Genomic DNA, 22411 nt, shown 5'->3' with positions numbered 1-22411 from the left:
TTTTCGGGGGGGGCCCGCCCCCCCCCCCCCCCCCCCCCCCCCCCCCCCGCCCCGCCGGCCGCCAAAACACCCCTTAACCCCCCCCCCCCAACTTAAATGTGGTGTGGGGCGGCCCCCCCCCCGGGCGCCCCGGGTTCGGGGCCCTGGAGGTCTCGTTCTTCACTCCTCCGCTTCGCTCCCCCGCTCCGTCGCTCCAGAACGAGACGGGCCCCGAACCTGTGGGGTGGGCCACAACAAGGCCAGGAGGGAGCATCTGGTCCGGCGAAGTCGGCCACGAACGCTCTGGCAACCGGTGCGGAGTATCGCACCGGTTCGGCCTCTGCCCGGACGGTCCAGTTCCGAGACAGGCCGCGTGCCTGCTATCGGAACCACACCGCCGGAAACGGCACGCACGCCCGATCGAAGGATCGACGAGGGCAATTCGGTTGCCGTCAATGCCTTGGCCGGGTTCGGACGGCGTGGGGCACGCCGGCGGATATTCGGTGATCTGTTGACAGCACGGGGTTTCCGGGCCATTCGAGACGTTGTGCGCTGGTGTGATAGCCGCAGCGCCACGTCTACGCCGGGCGGGCACCGCGCTGCCGGAAACCACCGAACGGCTCGGCCAGGGCGAACCCACCTGGATCGGATCAGGCGGGTGTGCCGGGTTGGGCGATGGCCGGCGTGGACAGGTCCATCGCGACGGTGCGGGGTAGCAGCGCACTGACCCGGAATCCGCCGTCGGCCGTCGGTTCCGCCGTCAGCCGTCCGCCGACCGCCAGGGCTCGTGCCTGCATGCCGGGAATTCCGTGCCCGCCGGTGCCGGCGGCCGACGGACCGGTGCCCGGACCGTTGACGACGGTGAGGGTGACGGTTTCGGCGCAGTCGATTCCGATCCGGACCGGGGCGCCGGGGGCGTGCCGGCCGGCATTGGCCAGCGATTCCTGCACGATCCGGTACAGCGCGGAGCCCACGGTGTCGGGTATCGCCGCGAGCGGGCCCTCGACCGACCAGGTGAGATCCACCCCGGCCCGGGTGGCGGACTGGAACAACGCTTCCAAGTCCACGGCGGTGGGCTGCGGGGTGTGTTCGGCGAGCTGACCGTCGCTGCGCAATACACCGAGCAGGCCGCGGATCTCGTTGAGCGCCTCCCGCGCGGTGGCGCCGATCGATTCGAATTCGGCCCGCGCGGCGTCGTTCACACCGGTCACGCGGTACGGGGCTGTCTGCGCCTGCACGACCACCAGCGACATATGGTGCGCTACCACATCGTGCAGATCGCGGGCGATCCGCGCTTTCTCCTCGAGGATGGTGCGCCGCGCGCGTTCGAGTTCACTGACTTCGGTCTGCCGGTTCAGCTCGGAACGTGAACGGATCAGCGACCGCAGCAGTACCGCGACGAACACGGTCGCGGCCAGGGAAACCGGCCAGGCCCACGGATCGGCGCCGACCCCCTCCTCCGAGAGCGCCGCGCCCAGCAGCAGCGATGTCGCCGCCCACACCACCGCCACCAGCGGCGGCGGCGACCGCAACGCCACCCCGAAGACCAGGAAGTACAGGGCGACGATATGCACCACCTGGAAGGGCAGGGCTTCACCTGGCTCGTTCGGTACGGCCAGCGCGATGAACAACGCCGAACCGGCGGAGACGGCCCAGCCCAGCGCCGCGTTGCGCCGGATCAGCAGTACCGGCAGGGCGGCGAACGCCGCGATGAGCGGGGCGATCGACCACGGCACGTCATGGGTCAGGTGCAGGGTGGGCCAGGCCACCGAGAACAACACCAGCACCACGAAGACCGTGCCTGCATCCACCCACCACCGGGGTCCGAGGCGGGCGAGCCTGCTCCGGAGAGGCAGTGACTTCGCTGCCGGCTGCCCGGCGCCGATCTCCATCATGGCACCGACATTACGAACCGCCACCCGGATCCACCTCATACCGTGGGGTGAAATCGGACCCGTACACCCGGGGTAGACCACCCCGGCCCTCACCGCCCGGGGCGGGCCCGGAACCGCTCCTGAGCGGGACGGCCGCGACCGTTATCGATTCATACCGTCACGACCATGGTTGTCTCGAACTCTGCCGCGCACCGCCCGGCCTCGGTGCGCCGCCGGCCCGCCGCGCTCGCCGTCGCGGGGATCGCCGCGGCGGCATCGCTGCTCGCGGTCCCCACGGCCGACGCCGCCGGACCGGCGGCCGACACCACCCCGGCCGCGGTCGCTGTCCGCGCATTGACCGATACCGCTGCCGCACCGCAGCTTCCCGGCGATTTCGGCGCCGTCACCGGATACCGCCCGGCGGTGGTCGACGGAATCCTGGTCGCCCCACAGGGATCGTGCTCGTCACCGGTTCCGCTGCCCGCGGAGTTCGACACCGCCTGCAAGGCACACGACCTCGGATACGACCTGCTGCGCTACGCCCAGCACAGCGGTCACCCGCTCGGCGGGTGGGCCCGGCGCGACCTCGATCGCGCCCTCGCCGACCGAATGCTGTCGGCGTGCCGGCACCGCCAGGACCCGATGGCCCGCACCAGCTGCACCACCCTGGCCGGGATCGCCGCGACGGCGGTCGACCTCAATTCGCGGCGGCAGGGCTACGGGGTGCCGGTGGTCGAACATTTTTCGTTCGCCGAGACGGCCGCGGCCTGGCTGCCGCGTGTGCTGACGCTGGTACTCACCGCGCTCGCGGCGTTGCTGACCTGGCGTAGTTGCGCGGGTGGCCGGTTCGGCCGCCCGGCGTTACGCGGCCGCACATCGCCGGCCATTTCCCCGCGCGCCGCGTTCCCGGTGATCCCGTTCCGGCAGGAGTTCGCATGAAACACATCACCCCGGCCGCGGCCCAGCCCCTCTGGTCGCCGGCACCCCTTCTCCTACGGCCGCTCGACCGAACCGGTACCGCGGTAGCGGCTCCCCCGCTCCGCCCGGCGACATCCGATACGAACGCACCCGGTGATCTTCGCCGCCTGGCACGCCGCGGTTTCCCGGTAGGTGTCACCCTCGCGGTGGCGCTGGGCACGATCCTGTCGCTGGCCCCCGGCCTGCTCCCCCGCTCCGCCGCCGCCCAGGCCCTACTCACCTCCGTGCTGGTCATCGCCCTGCTGGGCATCGCGCAACTCGCCGGGTCCCTCTTCTCCCGCTGCCGGCGCGCCAACCCGATCCTCTCCCGCCGCCGGCGCAACGACCCGGGGCGACACCTCCCACGCCGGGGCCGTTCGAGCACCGTCGGCAGTCGGGCCTCAGGCTTGCCCGGCGAGCAGACAGCCGACCCGGTCCGCCGGGGCCACAACGGCCGACCACCCTCGGCGCCCATGACCACCGGCGCAACCGGAGCGCAGGGCAATCACACCACCGATCTACCATCGGGCAAGCTCACCGACCGGCGCCTGGGCATGCTCATCCGTAGATACCGGGGCATAGCCACCGGGCGCCTGCGCCGGTCGGTTCCGGATGGCTTCGCCGGTGTGCCAACCGTACGGCATCTGGTGCTCGCGTCCGCCGTCGTCGGTGTGGTGACCGCGCTGGTTCATGCGGCGGCGTGGCAGAACACCCTGCGCGACGCCATGGGGGTCGCGCGCATCGGACCGGAGTACTGGGCCTTCTGGGCTGCCGGGTCGCTGGTGGTCACCGTCGTCCTGGTTGCCGTGGGTTCCGGGACCGGCCGGTTGCTACGGCGGATCGGGTGGTCGCGGGGGTTGGCGACGGCGCTGGTCGCGACGCTGCCGGTGGCCTTCTTCGGGATTCCGGGGGTCGCCGCGGCCGGTGGCGGTGGCACCGATTCCGGCCTCGTGCAGCCGGTGGCGATGACCCGATCCGGTAGCGCCGAGTCCCTGGTGAGCTGGGACTCGCTGGGTCGTGAGGGGCAGCGGTTCGTGACGAACGGCCCGGCCGGTGCCGTGCGGGTGTATGTCGGATTGCGGTCGGCGCCCGATCTGGCGTCGCGAGCCGAACTGGCGGTCCGGGAACTCGATCGGGCCGGCGGATTCGACCGCTCGCATCTGGTGGTGGCCGTGCCCACCGGTTCGGGGTGGGTGGACGCGCGAGCCCTGCGCGGATTCGGGGAACGGTTCGGTGCGGATTTCGCCGTGACGGCGTTGCAGTATTCCCACCTGCCGAGCTGGGCGACGTTCGTGCTGGGCCGGGATTCGGCCGCGGCGTCGGCGCGCGCGCTCTTCACAGCTATCGAAGAGCATGCCGCGACTTTGCCGGACCCGCCTAGGCTGCACCTCTACGGGCAGAGCCTCGGCGCGCTCGGCGGTAGCGCGGTGTTCGCCGGGGCGGCCGAACAGAACCGCCGGGCGTGTTCGGTGCTGTGGTCGGGTATGCCGGGCGGCGGCGGCCGGGAGCCGGGCGCTCGGACGGCGATCCTGGCCAATACCTCCGACCCGGTCGTGCACTGGTCACCCGGCCTGCTGTGGCGGCCGCCGGATCTCACCGGCGCTCGTCGCGACGCTCCGGCCCCTGGCTGGCTGCCGGTGGTGAGTTTCGTCCAGACCACCGCCGACCTGCTGGGCGCCCTGTCCGCGCCACCCGGTCACGGTCACCGCTACGGCGTGGATCAGGGCACCGCTCTCACGGGCTGCGGATAGCGGCGGACAGCGGTGCGCGCGGGTTTGCCCGCCGGATGCGGGCGCGCCACCGCGCCCGCACCGGCCCGTACCGCCTACGGTGCCGTTCGGAAACGCACAGGTTCTGCCCTTAAGGTGTCCCACCATGGCTTCACCCAGTGACGATCACCGGCGCCGGAAACGGCGCCGGTTGCGGCGGATATCGCCACCTGCGCTCGCCGGCGCCGCCCTGCTCAGTCTGGCGCTGACGGCGGTATCCGCTCCCGCCTCCGACGCCGTCGGTTTCGACGGTTCGATCACAGGCCCCACCGGACTCGCGGTGGTGGGACTCACTTCGGGTGATCCGGGTAAGGCTGCCACGGCGGCCATACCGCGCGACTTCGCGACCTATTCCGGCTACGACCCCGTCCTGCGCCAGGGCGTGCTCGTGGCACCCGACGGCGACTGTTCGTCACCGGTCGAACTGCCGCCGGAGTTCGATACCGCCTGTATGGCCCACGACCTGGGTTACGACCTGCTCCGCTACGCCGACAGCGTCGGCGCCCCGCTCGGCCCGTGGGCCCGGCAGGAGCTGGACCGCACCCTGGGTGTGCGGCTGCACCAGGCCTGCGATGCGCACGGCGAGCCGATGGTGCGGACCCGCTGCGAAACCCTGGCCTCGGTTGCGGCGACCGCGGTGGAGCTGAACTCACGCCGCCAGCACTACGGGGTGCCGGTGGTGGAAACCTTCACGCAGGCGGCGACCCAGGCCGCGACCGAGCATCCGACCCAGCCGTGGCTGCTGCGGCTGGTCACGTTCGGGCTGACGGCGGTCGCCGGGCTGGTCCTGGGTGTGCGGCGGCTGCATCGACGGATCCGCCGCCCGGCGGTCGTCGGCACCGGCGGTCATCGCGGTCTACCGGCGCGGCCCGGCCATATCGTGGCGTCGGCCCGGGCCGCCCGCCGCCGCCCACGGTTTGCGCTGCCCGGCCTGATCCGGCTGCCGGTGGAGCCCGTCCCGCTGCCGCAGCTACCGCGGCTCCCGGTGCCCGGGAAGTCTCCTGCCCGGCAGAGTCAGGCCCCGGTTGACCCCGCCTATAACACGTTCTAGTTTGGGGGCGTGCTTGTTGTGGACGATGTGGTCGAAGTGGACGCCCCCGCCGACGTGGTGTGGTCGGTCCTCACCGATTTCGACCGGTACAGCGACTGGAATCCCTTCATCAGTCGCTGCCGCGCGGACCTGACCGTCGGCGCGCCGATCGATATGCGGGTCCAACAGCTGATGCCGCTGCCGATCCCCATGCGCGAATTCATCCACACCGTCACGCCGGGCCGGGAGTTCGGCTACTCCATGAAACCGCTCCCGCTCGGCGCGCTACGCAGCAACCGCTCCCACACCCTGACCCCCCTCGGCGACAACCGCACCCGCTACGAATCGCATTTCGAACTCGCCGGGTGGCTGGCGCCGCTGGTGGGCCTCCTGTTCGGCCGTGGTTTCCGGCGCGGTTTCCCCGGGATGACCACCGCGGTGGAACGCGAAGCCGAACGTCGGCACGCGGCCTCCTGATCCCGCCGCCCGAGCGACCTCGCTCGGCCTGAGCCGCCAGACCCACACGGCACGGGTCACGCCGGCGGAGGCCACGCCGATGCCCGCGGACACGAGCTATGGACTGCGACTCGACGCTGTCCAGTCCTGCTTGCCAACCGCCTACGAGGTGGGCGTATCCACACTGCCAGGCGGCGCATGAGTCGATTCCGATTCGCCTACGACCGCCGACCGGCCGGCGACGGCGACGGCGACGGCGACGGCGACGGCGACGGCGACGGCGACGGCGACGGCGACGGCGACGGCGACGGCGACGGCGACGGCGACGGCGACGGCGACGGCGACGGATTCTTACAGAAACATTCGGGCCCCTACCCGGGGCCGGCCCCGGCGCCCGCAACACCGGCTCCCCGCGGCGGCGCTACCGAGCGCAACCTCTTGCCGAACACGCCCGATAGACCGCGGGCGGCAACCCGTAAAGGATCACCGCCCGCGGCCGGAATCTGTGAGCGCTACGACAAGCTCAGGCGATCGGCCCGCGCGCCGCCTCGTAGGCCGCACCCACCCGGTACAGCCGGTCGTCGGCCAGTGCGGGCGCCATGATCTGCAGGCCCACCGGCATCCCGTCGTCGCGGCTGAGACCCGACGGCACCGACATCGCCGGATGCCCGGCCAGGTTGGTGGGCAGCGTGCACAGGTCCGACAGGTACATCGCCAGCGGATCGTCGACCTTTTCACCGAGCTTCCACGGGGTGAACGGGCTGGTCGGCGAGATCAGCACGTCGACCTGTTCGTAGGCCTGCTCGAAATCGCGCGCGATCAGGGTCCGCACCTTGAGCGCCTGACCGTAGTAGGCGTCGTAGTACCCGGCCGACAACGCATAGGTGCCGATCATGATGCGTCGCTTCACCTCGGGCCCGAACCCGGCGGCCCGGGTGGCGGCCATGACCTGCTCGGCGCTGTGCTTACCGTCGTCGTCGACGCGCAGGCCGTACCGCATGGCGTCGAAGCGGGCCAGGTTGGAGGAGACCTCGCTGGGCAGGATCAGGTAGTAGGACGCCAGCGCGTATTCGAAATGGGGGCAGGACACCTCGACCACTTCCGCGCCGAGCTCCTTCAGCACACCTACCGCGGCATCGAAGGAGGCCAGCACGCCCGGCTGGTAGCTGTCGGAGTGCAGTTCCTCGACCACCCCGATCTTCACCCCGCGCAGATCCCCGCCCGCACCCCGGCGCGCGGCCTCGACCACCGCCGGTACCGGCACATTGCGGGAGGTCGAATCGCGCGGATCGTGCCCGGCGATCACCTCGTGCAGCAGCGCGGTGTCCAGCACGGTCCGGGCGCAGGGACCGCCCTGGTCCAGCGAGGAAGCGCAGGCGACCAGCCCGTACCGCGACACCGTGCCGTACGTGGGTTTCGTGCCGACGGTCGCGGTGACCGCGGCCGGCTGCCGGATCGACCCACCGGTATCGGTGCCGATCGCCAGCGGCGCCTGATACGAGGCCAGCGCCGCCGCCGAACCACCACCGGAGCCGCCGGGGATCCGCCCGGTATCCCACGGGTTCTTGGTCGGCCCGTAGGCGGAGTTCTCGGTGGAGGAACCCATCGCGAACTCGTCCATATTGGTTTTCCCGAGGATCGGGATACCGGCGGCACGCAGCCGGGAGGTCAGGGTGGCGTCATAGGGCGCCACCCAGCCCTCGAGGATCTTCGACCCGCAGGTGGTGGGCATATCGGTCGTGGTGAACACGTCCTTGAGTGCCAGCGGCACACCGGCCAGCGGCGAGGCCGGCGCTTTCCCGCCGGCGAGCGCTGTATCGACCTCGGCCGCGGCTGCCAGCGCCTGCTCACCGGCGGTATGCAGGAAGGCGTGATATTCGCCGTCGACCTCGGCGATCCGGTCCAGATGCGCCCGGGTCACCTCCACCGACGACACTTCCCGGTCGTGGATCTTGGCGGCGAGCTCGGATGCCTCGAGCTGAGTCAGGTCGCTCATTCGCCCTCTCCCAGAATCTGCGGAACAAGGAACCGCTGGTCTTCGCTGGCCGGTGCACCGGACAGGGCCTGCTCGGGGCTGAGCCCGGGACGGACCTCGTCGGGGCGGGTCACGTTCGACACCGGATCAGGTGAGGGCGTGGCCGGAACATCGGCGGCGGCCACCTCGGAGATGGTCGCCACATGGCTGAGGATCGAATCCAGCTGTCCGGCGAACTGATCGAGTTCGGCCTCGGACAGGGCGAGCCTGGACAGCCGGGCGAGGTGTGCGACCTCGTCGCGGGAGATGGCGGTCACCGCGAACCCCTTTCGGCGTGTAGTTCGGATACGGATCACGAGCAACGAACAGCCTAATGGTGCCGCCGCGCGGGGTCGGTCGCGAGGCCACAGGAGTACCTCGGGCCACCCGATTCACACCGTTCGCTATCGTTGCGCGGCGGTCAGCGCGCACAATTCGAGTCGATAACCGCCCGAAATGGGTGTAAGGATGGGCAGACCGGGTATTCGTCCAGAGCCTCGGCCGCAGAAGGAAAGGGAAACGCACGTGTCATATCTGCTCCGCGTGCAACTTCCGGATCGTCCGGGAAGCCTCGGGTCATTGGCGGTGGCACTCGGCACCGTCGGCGCCGATATCCTCTCGCTGGATGTGGTCGAACGCGGCGCCGGGTTCGCCGTCGACGATCTGGTGGTCGAGATCGCCCCCAACGCACTTCCCGATACGCTCATCACCGCCGCGGAATCGCTCGGCGATGTGCGGGTCGATTCGATCCGGCCCTATTCCGGTGTTCTCGACACCCACCGCGAACTCGAACTCATCGACAATGTGGCCAACGCCCGCGACGACCGCTTACAGGTACTGGTCGACGGTATCCCGCGCGTGTTGCGGGTGGGCTGGAGCACGGTACTCGATATCGGCCCGCAGGGCGCTTACCGGCTGGTCGGCAGCCAGAGTGCGCCGCAGACCCAGGCGGCTTCGGTGCCGTGGATGCCGCTGCAGAAACCGCTCGCCCTCGACGCCGACGCGGACTGGGTGCCCGAGATCTGGCGCGATATGGATACCAAGATGGCGGCCGCGCCGCTGGGTCCGTCCAGTAAGGCGCTGCTGCTCGGCCGTCCCGGTGGACCCGATTTCCGGCCGTCGGAGGTGGCGCGCCTCGGCTACCTCGCCGGGATCGTGGCCACCGTCCTGGGCTGAGGCCCCTACTTCCCGGGTTCGATGATCCGCCACCGATCCGGTTTACCGGGCGGATAGGCGACGGTGAGCGTATCGCCGATGGCCGGCCAGTAGGCGGCATCCCACACCAGCCGCCCGTACACCACTTTCCCAGGTTCGGAAGGGCCGGAAAGGTTTCCGGTGAGAGTGACGAACTGCTCGCCCATCGCCTCCGGCCGCGGGCTCACCCCGGTGAGATACAACGACCCGACCTCGGCGTCCTGCGGCAACGCGGTACCCCGCCGCCCCCGGAACACCAGGACCAGCATCCCGACCAGTGCAGCCACCATGACCGCCAGCATCGCCAGTTCGAACACACCCCCATGGTAGGCGTACCGCGCCTCGCCTTCGCCCGGGTACGCCGACACGCCCACAGCGGCGCGGACTGCACAAGCCTCGGCGCCACGCCGCCGATGTGCCGGTAGGAGCCGAGCCCGGAGACGAAACGACGAACGGACTCCGCCGCGCGGCATATTCGCCCCTGGGCGTTTCGTGAAGTCCGGCTCGGCCCGCAGCCCCTGCGCGGCCGAACGGCATACAGCCACGCCGCGATTCGGCACCGGCCGGTCGAACCCCGGGCGGCGGAATGTTCCCGCAAAACCCCGTGCACCGAAGAAAGATCGGCACCCCCGCCGGAATGCTCCTGTTTGTATGACACCACCGTCATCGGCGCATCAGCCCGCCACCACGGGGTATCCGGAAAGTACCGATGTGGAAGGAAACGATCGATATGCCGGACTCATCGATTCGAGCAGGTGCCATGGGAAGCCGAGTAGTCAGCATTGTCATCCTCGTGTGGTTCGTGGCGGGGCTGGTCGCCGCCGGACAGCGCGGTTATTTCAACGAACCACCCGCCGAGTGTTCCCACGCCGCAACCCTGGCGGTTACGGTCCTCGCCGGACCGCTGAACTACATGGGAATGAACCCGAAGATGGGGTGCACAATCCCGCAACCGAGCAGCTAGCCCAGACCCCGCCGGGCTTCAGGACATCGTGAGGGTGCTCGTACCGGCGTCGGACCGGCGGACCGCCCAGACACCGGTCCGGGTCCGCGCCGAACGGCCGTTACCGCGGTCGACGAGGGCGCGGTCGCCGGTGGTGTACACCAATTGCGCACCGCGGGTATTGGTTTCCGGGTTCTGGAACAGCTGGATCAGCCGGTCCGCCTCTTCGACGGTCAGGTGCGCGCCGATATCGTCGACGACGAGTACCTTGCCGGCGTCCAAGGCGTCGAGCAGGACCGGTAGCAGCCGCAGCAGCGCCACCGTCGCCGAGGATTCTTCGGCCAGGGTGAACACCGGGTCGACACCGGTGTGCACCAGCCGCAGCCCGACGCCGCGCCGCGCCACCATGCGCGTGTACAGCGCATCGCGGGCATTGCGCATATTGGTCAGTTCGCGGGCCAGCTGCGCGGCGGTGAGCCCACTGTCGAGTTCCAGTTGCGCCGCGTACGCCGCCGAGCCCGCCGCGCGATCGGTCTGTTCGCCCAAGGCTGCGATATCGGCGTCGAGATCGCGCAGGTAGTCGGCGTAGCCCGGATCGTTCTGCGCGATGAGCAGATCGGTGATCCCGAGATCAGCGGTCTGCAGCAGGGTGAGCAGCCGGGCGGCGTTCTCGGTGGACCGCGACAGATGCGACCCCACCCGCAGCTCGACCGAGTCGATATCGCCGGTGCCGTGCAACACCTCGAGCATCGTCTCGAACCAGCGGTAGGCCGGTACCAGCGCCTCCGCATACATCTGCCCGGCCAGGCTCAACAGCAGCGAGTTCGGCCGCACCAGCGGTATCAGGGCGGTGATCCCGAACCGCGCGGCCTCGAACATGGGCCCGACCCGCACCGCCTCGCCCTCCCGTTCGAACACGATCCGCTTCCGCGACCGGGGATGACTGTAGAGCCATTCGGCCGCCACATCCGCCGCATCCAGCCGGAACCCGTAGGTGTAGGGCGTCTCCTCGGCGATGAACACGGCCTCGAATTCGGAGGGCTGCCCCGTATGCCCGAGATGGGGCGCCCGCTCCGGCCCGGCGTAGGGATCCCAGCCGGTTACCGAACGCAACACCGCCGCACGCATCTGCCCCAGCGCGTCCACCAGGTTCGATTTACCGGCCGCGGGCCCGCCGTGTATCGCGGTCACCGGCACCGCCACCGGCGCACTGCCGCGGGTCAACCGCAATTCCTGTAGGTCGGCCAGCGATTTGTGGTTGGACACCCGAAAACTGCGCAGCATCCCGCCATCCTGCCGTGCCCCGCCACCGGACCGCAGCACCGGGACCGCGCCCGTGTCGCACCTACTCCGGCGGTGTATCTGCTTCCGGACCGGGTTCACCGGCCGGGCGCACCGCATCCGGACCGGATTCGAGCAGCGTGCGGAAACCGTCCTCGTCGAGGATCGGGACACCGAGTTCTTCGGCCTTGGCGGCTTTGGAACCGGGGGAATCACCGATCACCACGAAAGCCGTTTTCTTCGACACCGATCCGGCGGCCTTACCGCCGCGCTGCAGGATCGCCTCCTTCGCGCCGTCGCGCGAATACCCCTGCAGCGATCCGGTGACCACGATCGACAGGCCCTCGAGGTTGCGCGGGATCGATTCGTCGCGCTCATCGGCCATCCGGACCCCGGCGGCGCGCCATTTGTCCACGATCGCGCGATGCCAATCGACGGTGAACCATTCCGCGACCGCGGTGGCGATGGTGGGACCGACACCCTCGGCTCCCGACAGCTCTTCCAGGGACGCCTGTTCGATCCGTTCCAGGCTGCCGAATTCGGCGGCCAGGGCGCGTGCCGCCGTCGGACCGACATGACGGATGGACAGGCCGACCAGAACCCGCCACAGCGGGACGTCCTTGGCGGCGGCGAGATTATCGAGCAGGCGCCGGCCGTTGGCCGAGAGGCTGCCGTTCTTGTTGATGAACAGCGAAACATTCTGCAGCCGGTCGGTATCGAGATCGAATAGATCGCCCTCGTCGGTGATGGCGCCGGAATTCAGCAGCGCGACCGCCGCCTCGTAGCCGAGCGCCTCGATATCGAACGCACCGCGGCCGGCCACATGGAATACCCGTTCCCGCAGCTGGGCGGGGCAGGTGCGCTGGTTGGGGCAGCGAATATCGGCGTCGCCCTCTTTCTCGTAGGCCAGTTCGGTACCGCATTCCGGGCAGTGGGTCGGCATCACGAATTCGCGTTCGTCGCCGGTGCGGGCATCGACCACCGGGCCCAGCACTTCCGGGATCACATCGCCGGCCTTACGAATCGTGACGGTATCGCCGATCAGCACACCCTTGCGCACCACCTCGGCGGCATTGTGCAGGGTCGCCATCGCGACCGTGGACCCGGCGATCACCACCGGTTCCATCACCGCGAACGGCGTGACCCGGCCGGTGCGCCCGACGTTCACCGCGATATTGCGCAACTTCGTGGTGGCTTCCTCGGGCGGATACTTGTACGCGATGGCCCAGCGCGGTGCCCGCGAAGTGGAACCGAGCCGGCGTTGCAGCAGCAGCTCGTCGACCTTCACCACCAGACCGTCGATCTCGTGCTCGATATCGTGGCGGTGCTCGGCCCAGTAGGCGATCCGCGCGAGCACGGCATCGACCCCGCTGACCAGCTCGGTATGCGAGGACACCGGCAACCCCCAGGCCGCGAGCGCGCGGTAGGCCTCGTGCTGGGACCGCGGGGTGAAACCTTCGGCTCGCCCGAGACCGTGGCAGATCATCCGCAACCGCCGCCGCGAGGTGACCGCCGGATCCTTCTGCCGCAGCGAACCGGCCGCGGTATTCCGCGGATTCGCATACGGCGGCTTACCCTCCGCCACGATCGCGGCATTGAGCGTTTCGAAATCCTCGAGCCGGAAGTACACCTCACCGCGCACTTCCAGCAGTTCGGGTACGGGAAACTCCGCGGTGGCGGTCAGCTCCCCGGGGACGTCCTCGATGGTGCGCGCGTTGAGCGTGACATCCTCACCGGTGCGCCCGTCCCCGCGAGTAGCGCCGCGTACCAGCTTGCCGTGGCGATACACCAGGTTCAGCGCCACCCCATCGATCTTGACCTCGCACAGATAATGCAGATCGGGGCCGGTTTCCTCCTCGACCCGCGCGGCCCAAGCCCGCATATCGGCCTCGGAGAAGGCATTGTCCAGGGAGAGCATCCGCTCGAGGTGATCCACCGGGGTGAAATCGGTGGCGAATCCACCGCCCACCAACTGGGTGGGCGAATCAGGGGTCCGCAGATCGGGGTACCGGTCCTCGAGCGCCAGCAACTGCTGGAACAGCCGGTCGAATTCGCCGTCGGAGATTATCGGCGCATCCCGGACGTAGTAGCGGAACTGATGTTCGCGCACCGTATCGGCGAGCTCCTGCCAACGCGCGCGTTCCTCCCCGGCGGCCGGCGCGGGCGCGGCCTCGCCGGTGGGGGTATCCCGTTCGGTGGGGGTTCCGATCTCACTCACATCTCGCAGATTAGTCGAGCCCACCGACACTCCGGCCCACCGTTATGGCACGTCGCCGCCCCGATCCGGGCGAATCGGGCCGCCTGGAGGAAGTTCGGCGGCCAACTCGCGGACAGCCGATTTCCGCGGCTGCACGACGACTGCTCGCGGACAACGCGGCACTCGTCGCCGGCTCACAGCTCACAGCTCACAGCTCACAGCTACGACTGCGGTACCAGCGATTCCGGGTCCTGCTCGAAGGCTTTCGCGGCGTCGGCGGTGAGTCGTAGTGCGTCACGGGACCAGCTCTGCGAGGCTGCGGCGAGTCCGCAGGCCGGGCTCACCGCTACCTGCCGGGCCAGGGTCGCGCGGGGAAACCCGAGGCGGTCCATCAGCCGAGCGCCCGGTTCGGCGATATCCTGCCAGGTCACCGGGGCACCGGGGGCGCTGGTCGGCACCAGCCCGAGCACGAGGCGTTTGCCCGCGTCCAGCGCCTGTCCGACCGCGTCGAGACCCGCGGTCCCGGACAGCGTCGCGAGATCGAATCCGAGCGCGTCTGCCGCGCTTCGGCGCAGGAAATCCAGCGGCGGCCGGTTCGCGCAGGTGTGCACCAGGGTGGGGACCCGCTGTGACGTCAGCACCGCGTCGAGGACCGCCAATGCTTCCGGTTCGGGCAGGGCGCGGACCGTGTTCAGCACGCTGGCCCCACGCAGCGAACCGTTCAGCACATCGGCCACCAGCGGTTCGTCCAGTTGCAGGACGACTTCGGTTTCCAGCCGCCTCGCGATCTCGGCGATATGAGCGGCCACTCCTTCGGCGAGCGAATCCGCCAGATCCCGCACGGCACCGCGGTCGGTGAGTACCCGGTGGCCGCCGGGCAGTTCCACCTCCGCCGCCAGCGTCAGCGGGCCCGCCGCCTGTACCTTCACCGGCCGGCCCGACCCGCGCAGCCCGGCGTTCTCCCAGGCTTCCTGCAGGGCGTCCAGATCGGTGCGCAGTAGATCGTGTGCCCGCCGCGAGACTCCACCCGGCCGCGCGGCGAGCCGGTAGCCGCGCGGGGTGGTGTCGAAACGCATATCCACCAGCAGGGCCGAGACCCGCCCGACCGTATCCGCGCCCACACCCCGCGCGGGCAGTTCCACCAGATGCGGTAGTCCGGGCAGCTCGCCGACGATCACCGCGGCGGCCTCGCGCGGGTCGGTCCCCGGCCAGGAGCCGACCCCTGTCGCCACCCCCGCCGGGAATCCGGCCTGGTTCATCGGGACGCGCCGGCGGGTGCCGTGCGCGCGGTGGCGGCGATGGTGCCACTGCCCAGGACCACGTCCCCGGCAGTGTCGGGCCGGTACAGCACCGCGGCCTGGCCACGCGCGACACCGCTGAGCGGTTCGTGCAACTGCACCCGCAACCCGTCGCCCACCGCTTCCGCGGTGGCCGGGGCGGTACCGCCGTGCGCCCGGACCTGCACCACGCAGTCGACCGGGCCATCGGGGGCCGTGCCGCCGGTCCAGACGGCCCGTTCGGCGTCGATGGACCACACCTGCAGATCGTCGGCCGAGCCCACGTGCACGGTGCCGGAGTCCGGGTCGATTTCGGTGACGTAGCGCGGTTTGCCGTCCGGTCCGGGCCCGGGCAGGCCGAGGCCCTTGCGCTGGCCGATGGTGAACCCGTGTACTCCGTCGTGGCGGCCGAGTTCGGCGCCGCCGGAGTCCACGATCGCGCCCGGCCGGATCCCGATCTTCGCGCCGAGGAAGGCGCGGGTGTCGCCGGAGGGGATGAAGCAGATGTCGTGGCTGTCGGGTTTATCGGCCACCGCGAGGCCGCGGTCGGCGGCTTCGGCGCGGATCTGCGGCTTCGGGGTGTCGCCCACCGGGAACATGGCCCGTTTCAGCTGTTCGGCGGTCAGCACCGCCAGCACGTAGGACTGGTCCTTGTCCGCGTCCACGGCCCGGCGCAGGACACCGTCGGTCAGCCGCGCATAGTGCCCGGTGACCACGGCATCGAAGCCGAGGGCCACCGCCCGGTCGGCGAGCGCGGAGAACTTGATCTTCTCGTTGCAGCGCAGGCACGGGTTCGGCGTTTCGCCCGCGGCATAGGCGGCGACGAAATCGTCGATCACGTCTTCCTTGAACCGGTCGGCGAAATCCCAGACATAGAACGGGATACCGAGCACATCGGCGGCCCGGCGGGCGTCACCGGCGTCTTCCTTGGAGCAGCAGCCCCGGGAACCGGTTCGCAGGGTGCCCGGCGCGCTCGACAGCGCCAGATGGACCCCGACCACCTCGTGTCCGGCGTCGACAGCCCGTGCCGCCGCCACCGCCGAATCGACTCCACCACTCATCGCGGCGAGTACGCGCATACGCTACGCACCTCCTCTCGCACCGGCCAGGCCGGCGGCTCTGGCTCGTTCCACCACTTGCGGTAATACTTCCAGCAGGGCCTCGATATCGGCCCGCTGCGAGGTGTGCCCGAGCGAGAACCGCAGCGATCCGCGCGCTTCCCGGGGCTCGACCCCCATCGCGATCAGGACGTGGCTCGGCGAGGCGACTCCCGCCGTGCACGCCGAACCGGTGGAGCATTCCACCCCCGCGGCGTCCAGCAGCATCAGCAGCGAATCACCTTCACAACCCGGGAAGGTGAAATGGGCGTTACCCGGCAGCCGGCGGTCGTCGTGCGGGCCGTTGAGCACCGCGTCCGGGGCAATCCGGCGCACCCCGGCGATGAGTTCGTCGCGCAGCGCGATCAGTTCCTCTGCCCGCGCGGGCATTTCCGCCACGGTCTGCCGCAATGCCGCGGCCAGCCCGGCCACGGCAGCCACATCGGAGGTACCCGACCGCAGGTCGCGCTCGTGCCCGCCACCGTGCAGCAACGGAACACAGCCCACCTGCCGCCCGAGCAGCAACACACCCACTCCGTGCGGCCCGCCGAGCTTATGGCCGGCGAAACTCGCCGCCGCCAGCCCGCTCGCCCCGAAATCGATGGGAAGTTGCGCGGCGGCCTGCACCGCGTCGCTGTGCATCGGCACATCGGCCGTGCGCGCGATGGCCGCCAGTTCCTCGATCGGCTGGATGGACCCGACCTCGTTGTTCGCCCACATCACGGTGACCAGCGCTACCTCGCCGGGATTGTCGGCGAGTTCGGCGCGCAGGGTTTCCGGCGCGACGATGCCGTCGGAATCCACCGGCAGCCAGGTGACCCGCGCACCCTCGTGCCGTTCCAGCCATTCCACGGCGTCGAGCACCGCATGATGTTCGGTGGCACCGGCGAGGATCCGGGTACATCGGGGATCGGCATCGCGGCGGGCCCAGAAAATACCCTTGACCGCGAGATTATCGCTTTCGGTACCGCCGGAGGTGAGGATGACCTCGGACGGCCGGGCCCCCAGATCGGCGGCAATGGATTCGCGGGCCTCCTCCAGCCGCCGGCGGGCCGCCCGGCCCGATCCGTGCAGCGAGGACGCGTTCCCGGCCGACCCGAAGACAGTATTCATCGCCTCGATGGCGGCGGGCAGCATCGGTGTGGTCGCCGCATGATCGAGGTAAACCGTCGTGGGCACACCGTTGACCGCACCCGGAAAAGCCGATTTCATGACCGACAAAGCCTATACCACCATTGACCTGGGCATCTTTGGGGTCCACCCCCGCTTTCTACGATTTTTCTACGATTTTCCCAGGACTTCCAACACGAGTATCGGCATCCGGTATTCCCGAAACCATGCTTCGGGACGGCATGAGCAGGGCACCCGATGGAGCCCTGCCAGGCAGTCACATGATCGAGGGGAGCCACCGGGCCGGCGCACCAACCCTTAGTCGATAGTCCCCGGATCGAACCAGGGCCGCGCGGAGATGAACCGCACGCCGGATCTCGTGGAGGTTGGTGAGCGGGTCCATCCCATGGTCATGTCGAAGGCCTGGACGCGTTCGACGTCGGGTGAGGCGGGTGCGCGCGATCGCAGCGCCGCTTTGACGGAGGAGGTGTCGGCGCCTACCGTTGTCGATATGGAGGGTGCGTCCGGGCGCACCGGCCTACTGTACCGACCTCACAAAAGATGAGCTGCCTGCCGCATTGGCTGCGGCAGAGCGCGATAAGCTGCCCAATCGCCGCCAACTGGCCGAGGCGGTGTTTGCCGACCGCTTCGGCCACGAAGCCTCGCCCGACGACCCCGAATTCGCTACCCGCGTCGGCCGCCTGCTCTTCATGTAGTCCAGCCGAATCCACGTCGCTGATCGGCGCTACAGAATTGTCATGGCGATGGCGTAGCGGCGCAGCCGGGGCACTGACCGCTGAGCGGGACAGCTCACCGGCCAGTGCCCACTCCGGAACACACGGATGCCGTGGAGACCGATGGCCAGCTGCGGGCGGCCCTGGGGGTTTGCCGACCGTGAGCGGCATCGAATATTGCCGGTCTTACAGAAGCCAGGTGCAGTATCGCTCTCCACGGCCCGAGGGTGGCCCAGTGCGTCGGATGCCGACTCCTCGTTGCGGTGGCAATCCCGCACACATAGTCGAACGAACTTCCCGTCGTCCAGCCGACCGGCCGCCGCCTCCTTGATGCCGATGCCACTCGATTTTCCATCCGCCCACCCCGATTGCTCGGCAGCGCAAACTGCCCTTCGCCGTGTCGACTCGACCATCGACGCCTCTCGGTGACGACGAGGCCGAAGAGGTCAGTCGGCACCGCGGAGGAGTCCGTTGAGTAGCAGAGTTCCGAGTTCGTTGAATGCGTCGGCAGCAGTCATCCCGGTGCGCTCAAGTAGCACCCCCGATTGCACACTTTCGATCGCGAGGGCCACCAGTTGTGCGGCGAAGTTCCCGTCGGTGGCTCGGAACTGTCCGGTGGCGACTCCTTCATCGATGAGCTCGCGCACCCGTGCGGCGGCGCGCTCGGTGTTGCGGGCGTAGACCTCGGCCGTCGGAGCGAAGGCGACCATATCGTCGTAGAAGGCCTGCGAGTTGCGCCGCATGGCCTCGGCGACACCGCTGAGGTAGGTGAGGATGCGCTCGCGGGGGTCGGACTTCTCGGCGACGCGCCGTTCGATGCACTCGGCCGACGTGCGAAAGAACTGCTTGGTGGCCAGAACGACCAGCTGCTCTTTGGTCTGGGCGACGCTGTAGAGCGTTGCCCGGGAGCAGTGCAGTCGTTCGGTGAGTTCTCCGATGGTGACCGCGGTGAATCCTTCGTCGAGGAAGATCTGCTCGATGCTGTCGAGCAGATCGTTTCTACGTGTCGAGTCCACCCGCCGTCGGCGGGGGGTTTTCACCGATGATCGCGCACGCGGGGACACAGCTGCCATGCCGAGAGTCTGGCACAGGCAGGGCAACGTGCAGGTCCCCCTTTCCGCACCCTCCAACCATGGGGTACTTTATTGGGTACTTTCAGAATTCTTTCGGTACCCAAGTTCGACAATCCCCAACGGAGTGGGACATGACATCTCCTATCGAGGCGCGCGTCCTCGACATTCTCGCAAGCTTTACCGGCGCTCAGGTCGACGTCGCCCATCTGCTGTGTGATCGCCACCGGCCCGACGCCGTCGCGTTGACGTTCGTCGACACCGATCACTCGGTGCGCACGATGACTTTCGGCGAGCTCGCCGAGCAGTCCCGACGGGTTGCAGTTGTGTTGGCCGATCGTGGTGTCGGCCGTGGTGATCGGGTGGCGACCCTGATGGGCAAGAGCCCCGAGCTGCTGGCTGTGCTGGTCGGTATCTGGCGGCTGGGTGCGGTGTACGTGCCGTTGTTCACCGCGTTCGCGCCGGCAACAGTGTCCGCGCGGCTCACCGATGCCGCAGTCGCGGTGGTTGTCGCCGATGACGACCAGGCCGGCAAAGTGCCTGCTGGGCCGTGGCAGCTCATCGTCAACGGCGCGCACGAGTCCGCGGCGATCCTGAACGAGCAGACCTCGTCGATCACCGATGCAGCTGCGGCCGAGCAGGGGTCGGTGGCGGTCGGCGGCGATGGGTCATTGGTGCACATGTTCACCTCCGGTACCACCGGGAAGCCGAAGGCCGTGGTGCATCCCGTGCGCTATGCGGCTGGGTGGCAGAGCTATCTGGAGTTCGGGCTGGGCGTCGAAGCGGACAGTGTGTTCTGGTGTGGTGCAGATCCGGGGTGGGCCTACGGGCTCTACACCGCGATCGTGGCGCCGTTGGCGGCCGGAGTCGGCACCATCCTGGTCAGAGGAGGGTTCACCGCGCAGACGACCTGGCGGGTGTTGAAGAATCTGCAGGTCACCGATTTCGCGGCCGCCCCGACGGTGTACCGCGGTCTACTCGCCGACGAGGCGGGAGTGCCGCAGGGACTAGTACTGCGCCGGCTGTCCAGTGCCGGTGAACCGTTGACACCGGAGGTCAACGAGTGGGCCCGGCAAGCGCTCGGTCTGCAAGTGCACGATCACTACGGTCAGACCGAACTGGGGATGCCGATCGGCTACGCCCATCACCCGCTTCTCGAGCATCCCATTCTCGAGGGCGCGATGGGTGCGGCTCTGCCCGGCTGGACCATGACGGTATTGCGTCCCGATTCCGATATCGTCGCCGAGTCCGGCGAAATCGGCCAACTGGCCGTCGATGTCGCCGCCAGCGTCCTGATGACCTTCACCGGGTACGCCGACAACGCTGCCGCGACGGCGGCACGATTCCGCGGCACCGGAGAAGAGCAGATCGAGGACGCCGGTGGTCGCGAGCAGCGCCGGTATTTCCTTACCGGTGACATAGCCGCCATCGACGCCGATGGGCTCATCCGATTCTCTTCCCGGGACGACGATGTGATCTTGATGGCCGGCTATCGCATCGGCCCGTTCGATATCGAATCGGTGTTGCTGACTCATCCCGCGGTCGTCGAGTGCGCGGTAGTCGCCGCGCCCGACCGCGTCCGCGGAGAAGTGGTGGAGGCCTACGTCGTCCTCGCCGCGAACCAGACGGGCGACGATACCTCGATCGCCGGCGAACTGCAGCAATGGGTCAAGACCAACTACGCTGCCCATGCCTATCCGCGCCGGATTCATGTGGTCGACGCGCTGCCGAAAACGCCCAGTGGGAAGATCCAGCGAGCTGAACTGCGCAGGCAGCGCCGCGAGCAGCTCAGCACCGAAAGTGCCTCGTCATGAGCGCCACCGGGAACGAGGCCGTACTGGTCACCGAACAGGGACCGCTCCGGATCGTCACCCTCAACCGGCCCCGCCACCGCAACGCACTCAACCCCGAGGTGATCACCGGACTGGAACACGCGATCAGCGCCGCCGAGGCCGATCCCGGTGCCGCGGCGATCGTGCTCACCGGAGCCGGCCCGTCGTTCTGCGCCGGTGCGGACCTGAAGTACTTCCTCGAGCTGCACGACGCCGGACAATCCCCGATCGGCTTCCTGCGCAACGTTTCTGCACTGTGCACGCGCCTGGAAACCACGCCCTTGCCGGTGGTGGCCGCACTGAACGGTCACGCCGTCGCCGGTGGCATGGAATTGGCATTGGCCTGCGATATCGTCCTCGCGGCCGACACCGCGCTCATCGGCGACGGCCACGTCCGCAACGATCTGTTGCCGGCCGGTGGAGCAAGCGTGCGACTGCCTCGCAAGCTCGGCCCCTCTATGGCCCGGTGGCTGGCACTGACCGGCGAACTGCTGCCCGCTTCCGAACTCGCTGCCACCGGCTGGCTCCACCGCGTCGTCCCCGGGGACACCTTGCTCGACGCGGCGACCGAAGCCGCCAGCACCCTGGCCGCGCGCCGCGGCGCGGCCCAGCACGCGTTCAAACGGCTCCTGTTCGACCTAGACGAGCTCGGCCCCCACGAGGGATTCGCATTCGAACTCGATGTCTTCGACTCCCATTGGAGCACCCACGACGTGCCGGCGGCGCTCGCACGGTTCCTCGCCCGCCGCGCAACACCCGCACCCGACGTCATCTCGCAGACAGGAGCATCATGAACCGCTTCGATTCCCAGGTCGTAGCCATCACCGGTGCCGCCCAAGGCCTCGGCGCCACCATGGCACACCAGTTCGCCCGAGAAGGCGCCACGGTCGCGATCGCCGATATCAACATCGACGCCGCCCGCAACACCGCCCAACAGATCACGACCGCGACCGGCCGAGCCGCCGACGCCCATGCCTTGGACGTCACCGACTCCACACAGGTCACGGCCTGGATCGACGGGCTCGCCGACCGCTACGACCGCCTCGACGTCCTGGTCAATGCCGCCGGCATCATCCGCGACAACCGCGCCGAGAACATCGACGACACCGACTGGCACGCGGTGATCGACGTTTCCCTGTCCGGCACGTTCTACTGCGCGCGCGCAGCCCTGCCCCACATGCGAGCACGCAACTACGGGCGCATCCTGTCGTTCTCCTCCATGAGCTGGCGCGGCAACTTCGGCCAAGCCAACTACGTAGCCGCCAAAGCCGGCATCGTCGGGCTTACCCGAACCCTCGCCCTGGAAACGGCGCGCAACGGGATCACCGCCAACGCCATCGCCCCCGGCCTCATCGAAACACCCATGCTGGCGTCCATGAATGCCGCCGCCCGCGACAAACTGATCGCCAAAGTGCCGCAGCGCACCAGCGGCGACCCCGCCGATATCGCTGAAGCCGCGGCCTTCCTCTGTTCCCCGGCCGCCCGCTACATCACCGGCATCGTCCTCGACGTCGACGGCGGCCTCGGCATCGGCTCCTCCATCCGATAACGACCGCGGACCATCCGGCAGCCGAAAGCCGGTGCACCTGAGCTCAAC

General features: G+C 69.1%; 20 protein-coding genes. 10 read left to right on the top strand and 10 right to left on the bottom strand.

From position 1 onward, the window contains the following. Positions 1 to 629 precede the first annotated feature (629 nt). A complete protein-coding gene (locus tag QH196_RS19845) occupies positions 630 to 1790 on the bottom strand; it encodes a sensor histidine kinase (protein WP_280417304.1) in 1161 nt (386 codons plus the stop codon). Positions 1791 to 2039: 249 nt separating this feature from the next. Here QH196_RS19845 and QH196_RS19840 point away from each other — a divergent pair, with 249 nt between their 5' ends. From QH196_RS19840 to QH196_RS19825, 4 genes are all read left to right on the top strand, one after another. After that, positions 2040 to 2792, top strand: a complete 753-nt coding sequence (locus QH196_RS19840; RefSeq protein WP_280417303.1) for a hypothetical protein — start codon at positions 2040 to 2042, stop codon at positions 2790 to 2792. After that, positions 2789 to 4561 carry an alpha/beta-hydrolase family protein gene (locus QH196_RS19835; protein ID WP_280417302.1) on the top strand — a complete coding sequence of 591 codons (1773 nt, stop codon included), beginning with the start codon at positions 2789 to 2791 and terminating at the stop codon, positions 4559 to 4561. The genes QH196_RS19840 and QH196_RS19835 overlap by 4 nt, the downstream gene beginning before the upstream one ends. Before the next feature lie 124 nt (positions 4562 to 4685). Next, the gene (locus tag QH196_RS19830; protein ID WP_280417301.1) at positions 4686 to 5630 is read left to right on the top strand and encodes a hypothetical protein; all 945 of its coding nucleotides are present in this window, start codon (positions 4686 to 4688) and stop codon (positions 5628 to 5630) included. 9 nt (positions 5631 to 5639) lie between these two features. Further along, entirely contained in the window at positions 5640 to 6086 is a 447-nt protein-coding gene (locus tag QH196_RS19825) for an SRPBCC domain-containing protein (protein WP_280417300.1), read from the top strand. A 502-nt stretch (positions 6087 to 6588) separates the two neighbouring features. Here the strand turns inward: QH196_RS19825 and gatA are convergent. Then, the gene (gatA, locus tag QH196_RS19820) at positions 6589 to 8061 is read right to left on the bottom strand and encodes an Asp-tRNA(Asn)/Glu-tRNA(Gln) amidotransferase subunit GatA (RefSeq protein WP_280417299.1); all 1473 of its coding nucleotides are present in this window, start codon (positions 8059 to 8061) and stop codon (positions 6589 to 6591) included. Beyond that, complete coding sequence (gatC, locus tag QH196_RS19815; protein WP_280417298.1) at positions 8058 to 8357, bottom strand: Asp-tRNA(Asn)/Glu-tRNA(Gln) amidotransferase subunit GatC; 300 nt, start codon at positions 8355 to 8357, stop codon at positions 8058 to 8060. The genes gatA and gatC overlap by 4 nt, the downstream gene beginning before the upstream one ends. Positions 8358 to 8604: 247 nt before the next feature. Between gatC and QH196_RS19810 the strand changes: the two genes are divergently transcribed. Beyond that, positions 8605 to 9255, top strand: coding sequence for an amino acid-binding protein (locus QH196_RS19810; protein WP_033241261.1), 651 nt, complete (start codon positions 8605 to 8607; stop codon positions 9253 to 9255). A gap of 5 nt (positions 9256 to 9260) precedes the next feature. Here the strand turns inward: QH196_RS19810 and QH196_RS19805 are convergent, their stop codons facing one another. Then, positions 9261 to 9590, bottom strand: coding sequence for a hypothetical protein (locus QH196_RS19805; RefSeq protein WP_432278116.1), 330 nt, complete (start codon positions 9588 to 9590; stop codon positions 9261 to 9263). A 443-nt stretch (positions 9591 to 10033) separates the two neighbouring features. Between QH196_RS19805 and QH196_RS19800 the strand changes: the two genes are divergently transcribed. Beyond that, complete coding sequence (locus tag QH196_RS19800; protein WP_280417297.1) at positions 10034 to 10237, top strand: hypothetical protein; 204 nt, start codon at positions 10034 to 10036, stop codon at positions 10235 to 10237. Positions 10238 to 10255: 18 nt separating this feature from the next. On the opposite strand, the gene QH196_RS19795 is transcribed toward QH196_RS19800, so the two are convergent. The 5 genes from QH196_RS19795 to QH196_RS19775 all read right to left on the bottom strand — a co-directional run bounded on the left by QH196_RS19795 (position 10256) and on the right by QH196_RS19775 (position 17280). Next, the gene (locus tag QH196_RS19795) at positions 10256 to 11500 is read right to left on the bottom strand and encodes an AAA family ATPase (RefSeq protein WP_280417296.1); all 1245 of its coding nucleotides are present in this window, start codon (positions 11498 to 11500) and stop codon (positions 10256 to 10258) included. Positions 11501 to 11561: 61 nt separating this feature from the next. Further along, entirely contained in the window at positions 11562 to 13706 is a 2145-nt protein-coding gene (gene ligA / locus QH196_RS19790) for an NAD-dependent DNA ligase LigA (RefSeq protein ID WP_432279518.1), read from the bottom strand. A gap of 209 nt (positions 13707 to 13915) precedes the next feature. Next, positions 13916 to 14953 (bottom strand): methionine synthase, encoded by a 1038-nt coding sequence (locus tag QH196_RS19785; protein WP_280417294.1) that lies wholly within the window; start codon positions 14951 to 14953, stop codon positions 13916 to 13918. Continuing rightward, positions 14950 to 16050 (bottom strand): tRNA 2-thiouridine(34) synthase MnmA, encoded by a 1101-nt coding sequence (mnmA, locus tag QH196_RS19780; protein ID WP_280417293.1) that lies wholly within the window; start codon positions 16048 to 16050, stop codon positions 14950 to 14952. The genes QH196_RS19785 and mnmA overlap by 4 nt, the downstream gene beginning before the upstream one ends. Positions 16051 to 16053: 3 nt before the next feature. Next, a complete protein-coding gene (locus QH196_RS19775) occupies positions 16054 to 17280 on the bottom strand; it encodes a cysteine desulfurase family protein (RefSeq protein WP_280417292.1) in 1227 nt (408 codons plus the stop codon). 416 nt (positions 17281 to 17696) lie between these two features. On the opposite strand from QH196_RS19775, the gene QH196_RS19770 reads away from it, so the two are divergent. Beyond that, positions 17697 to 17894 carry a hypothetical protein gene (locus tag QH196_RS19770; RefSeq protein ID WP_280417291.1) on the top strand — a complete coding sequence of 66 codons (198 nt, stop codon included), beginning with the start codon at positions 17697 to 17699 and terminating at the stop codon, positions 17892 to 17894. Positions 17895 to 18358: 464 nt separating this feature from the next. On the opposite strand, the gene QH196_RS19765 is transcribed toward QH196_RS19770, so the two are convergent. After that, a complete protein-coding gene (locus tag QH196_RS19765; RefSeq protein WP_280417290.1) occupies positions 18359 to 18985 on the bottom strand; it encodes a TetR/AcrR family transcriptional regulator in 627 nt (208 codons plus the stop codon). A gap of 131 nt (positions 18986 to 19116) precedes the next feature. Here QH196_RS19765 and QH196_RS19760 point away from each other — a divergent pair, with 131 nt between their 5' ends. From QH196_RS19760 to QH196_RS19750, 3 genes are read left to right on the top strand one after another with little or no spacing between them, the layout of a single operon-like run. Further along, positions 19117 to 20796 (top strand): AMP-binding protein, encoded by a 1680-nt coding sequence (locus QH196_RS19760; protein WP_280417289.1) that lies wholly within the window; start codon positions 19117 to 19119, stop codon positions 20794 to 20796. After that, positions 20793 to 21608, top strand: coding sequence for an enoyl-CoA hydratase/isomerase family protein (locus QH196_RS19755; RefSeq protein ID WP_280417288.1), 816 nt, complete (start codon positions 20793 to 20795; stop codon positions 21606 to 21608). Before QH196_RS19760 ends, QH196_RS19755 begins: the two co-directional genes overlap by 4 nt. Then, positions 21605 to 22363: an SDR family oxidoreductase gene (locus QH196_RS19750; protein ID WP_280417287.1), complete on the top strand. Its 759-nt coding sequence runs from the start codon at positions 21605 to 21607 to the stop codon at positions 22361 to 22363. The genes QH196_RS19755 and QH196_RS19750 overlap by 4 nt, the downstream gene beginning before the upstream one ends. Positions 22364 to 22411: the final 48 nt, after the last annotated feature.

The organism is Nocardia carnea, assembly GCF_029868325.1.
GTDB lineage: Bacteria > Actinomycetota > Actinomycetes > Mycobacteriales > Mycobacteriaceae > Nocardia > Nocardia carnea_C.
Note: the sequence above shows the minus strand (reverse complement) of the source record. Positions and strands in the feature narration are given on the sequence as shown.

Bases quoted from the DNA above. Each gene is read 5' to 3' on its own strand.
- QH196_RS19840 (WP_280417303.1), top strand. From the start codon at position 2,040: ATGGTTGTCTCGAACTCTGCCGCGCACCGCCCGGCCTCGGTGCGCCGC.
- QH196_RS19835 (WP_280417302.1), top strand. From the start codon at position 2,789: ATGAAACACATCACCCCGGCCGCGGCCCAGCCCCTCTGGTCGCCGGCA.
- QH196_RS19830 (WP_280417301.1), top strand. From the start codon at position 4,686: ATGGCTTCACCCAGTGACGATCACCGGCGCCGGAAACGGCGCCGGTTG.
- gatA (WP_280417299.1), bottom strand. From the start codon at position 8,061: ATGAGCGACCTGACTCAGCTCGAGGCATCCGAGCTCGCCGCCAAGATC.
- QH196_RS19800 (WP_280417297.1), top strand. From the start codon at position 10,034: ATGGGAAGCCGAGTAGTCAGCATTGTCATCCTCGTGTGGTTCGTGGCG.
- QH196_RS19795 (WP_280417296.1), bottom strand. From the start codon at position 11,500: ATGCTGCGCAGTTTTCGGGTGTCCAACCACAAATCGCTGGCCGACCTA.
- QH196_RS19785 (WP_280417294.1), bottom strand. From the start codon at position 14,953: ATGAACCAGGCCGGATTCCCGGCGGGGGTGGCGACAGGGGTCGGCTCC.
- mnmA (WP_280417293.1), bottom strand. From the start codon at position 16,050: ATGCGCGTACTCGCCGCGATGAGTGGTGGAGTCGATTCGGCGGTGGCG.
- QH196_RS19775 (WP_280417292.1), bottom strand. From the start codon at position 17,280: ATGAAATCGGCTTTTCCGGGTGCGGTCAACGGTGTGCCCACGACGGTT.
- QH196_RS19765 (WP_280417290.1), bottom strand. From the start codon at position 18,985: ATGGCAGCTGTGTCCCCGCGTGCGCGATCATCGGTGAAAACCCCCCGC.
- QH196_RS19760 (WP_280417289.1), top strand. From the start codon at position 19,117: ATGACATCTCCTATCGAGGCGCGCGTCCTCGACATTCTCGCAAGCTTT.
- QH196_RS19755 (WP_280417288.1), top strand. From the start codon at position 20,793: ATGAGCGCCACCGGGAACGAGGCCGTACTGGTCACCGAACAGGGACCG.
- QH196_RS19750 (WP_280417287.1), top strand. From the start codon at position 21,605: ATGAACCGCTTCGATTCCCAGGTCGTAGCCATCACCGGTGCCGCCCAA.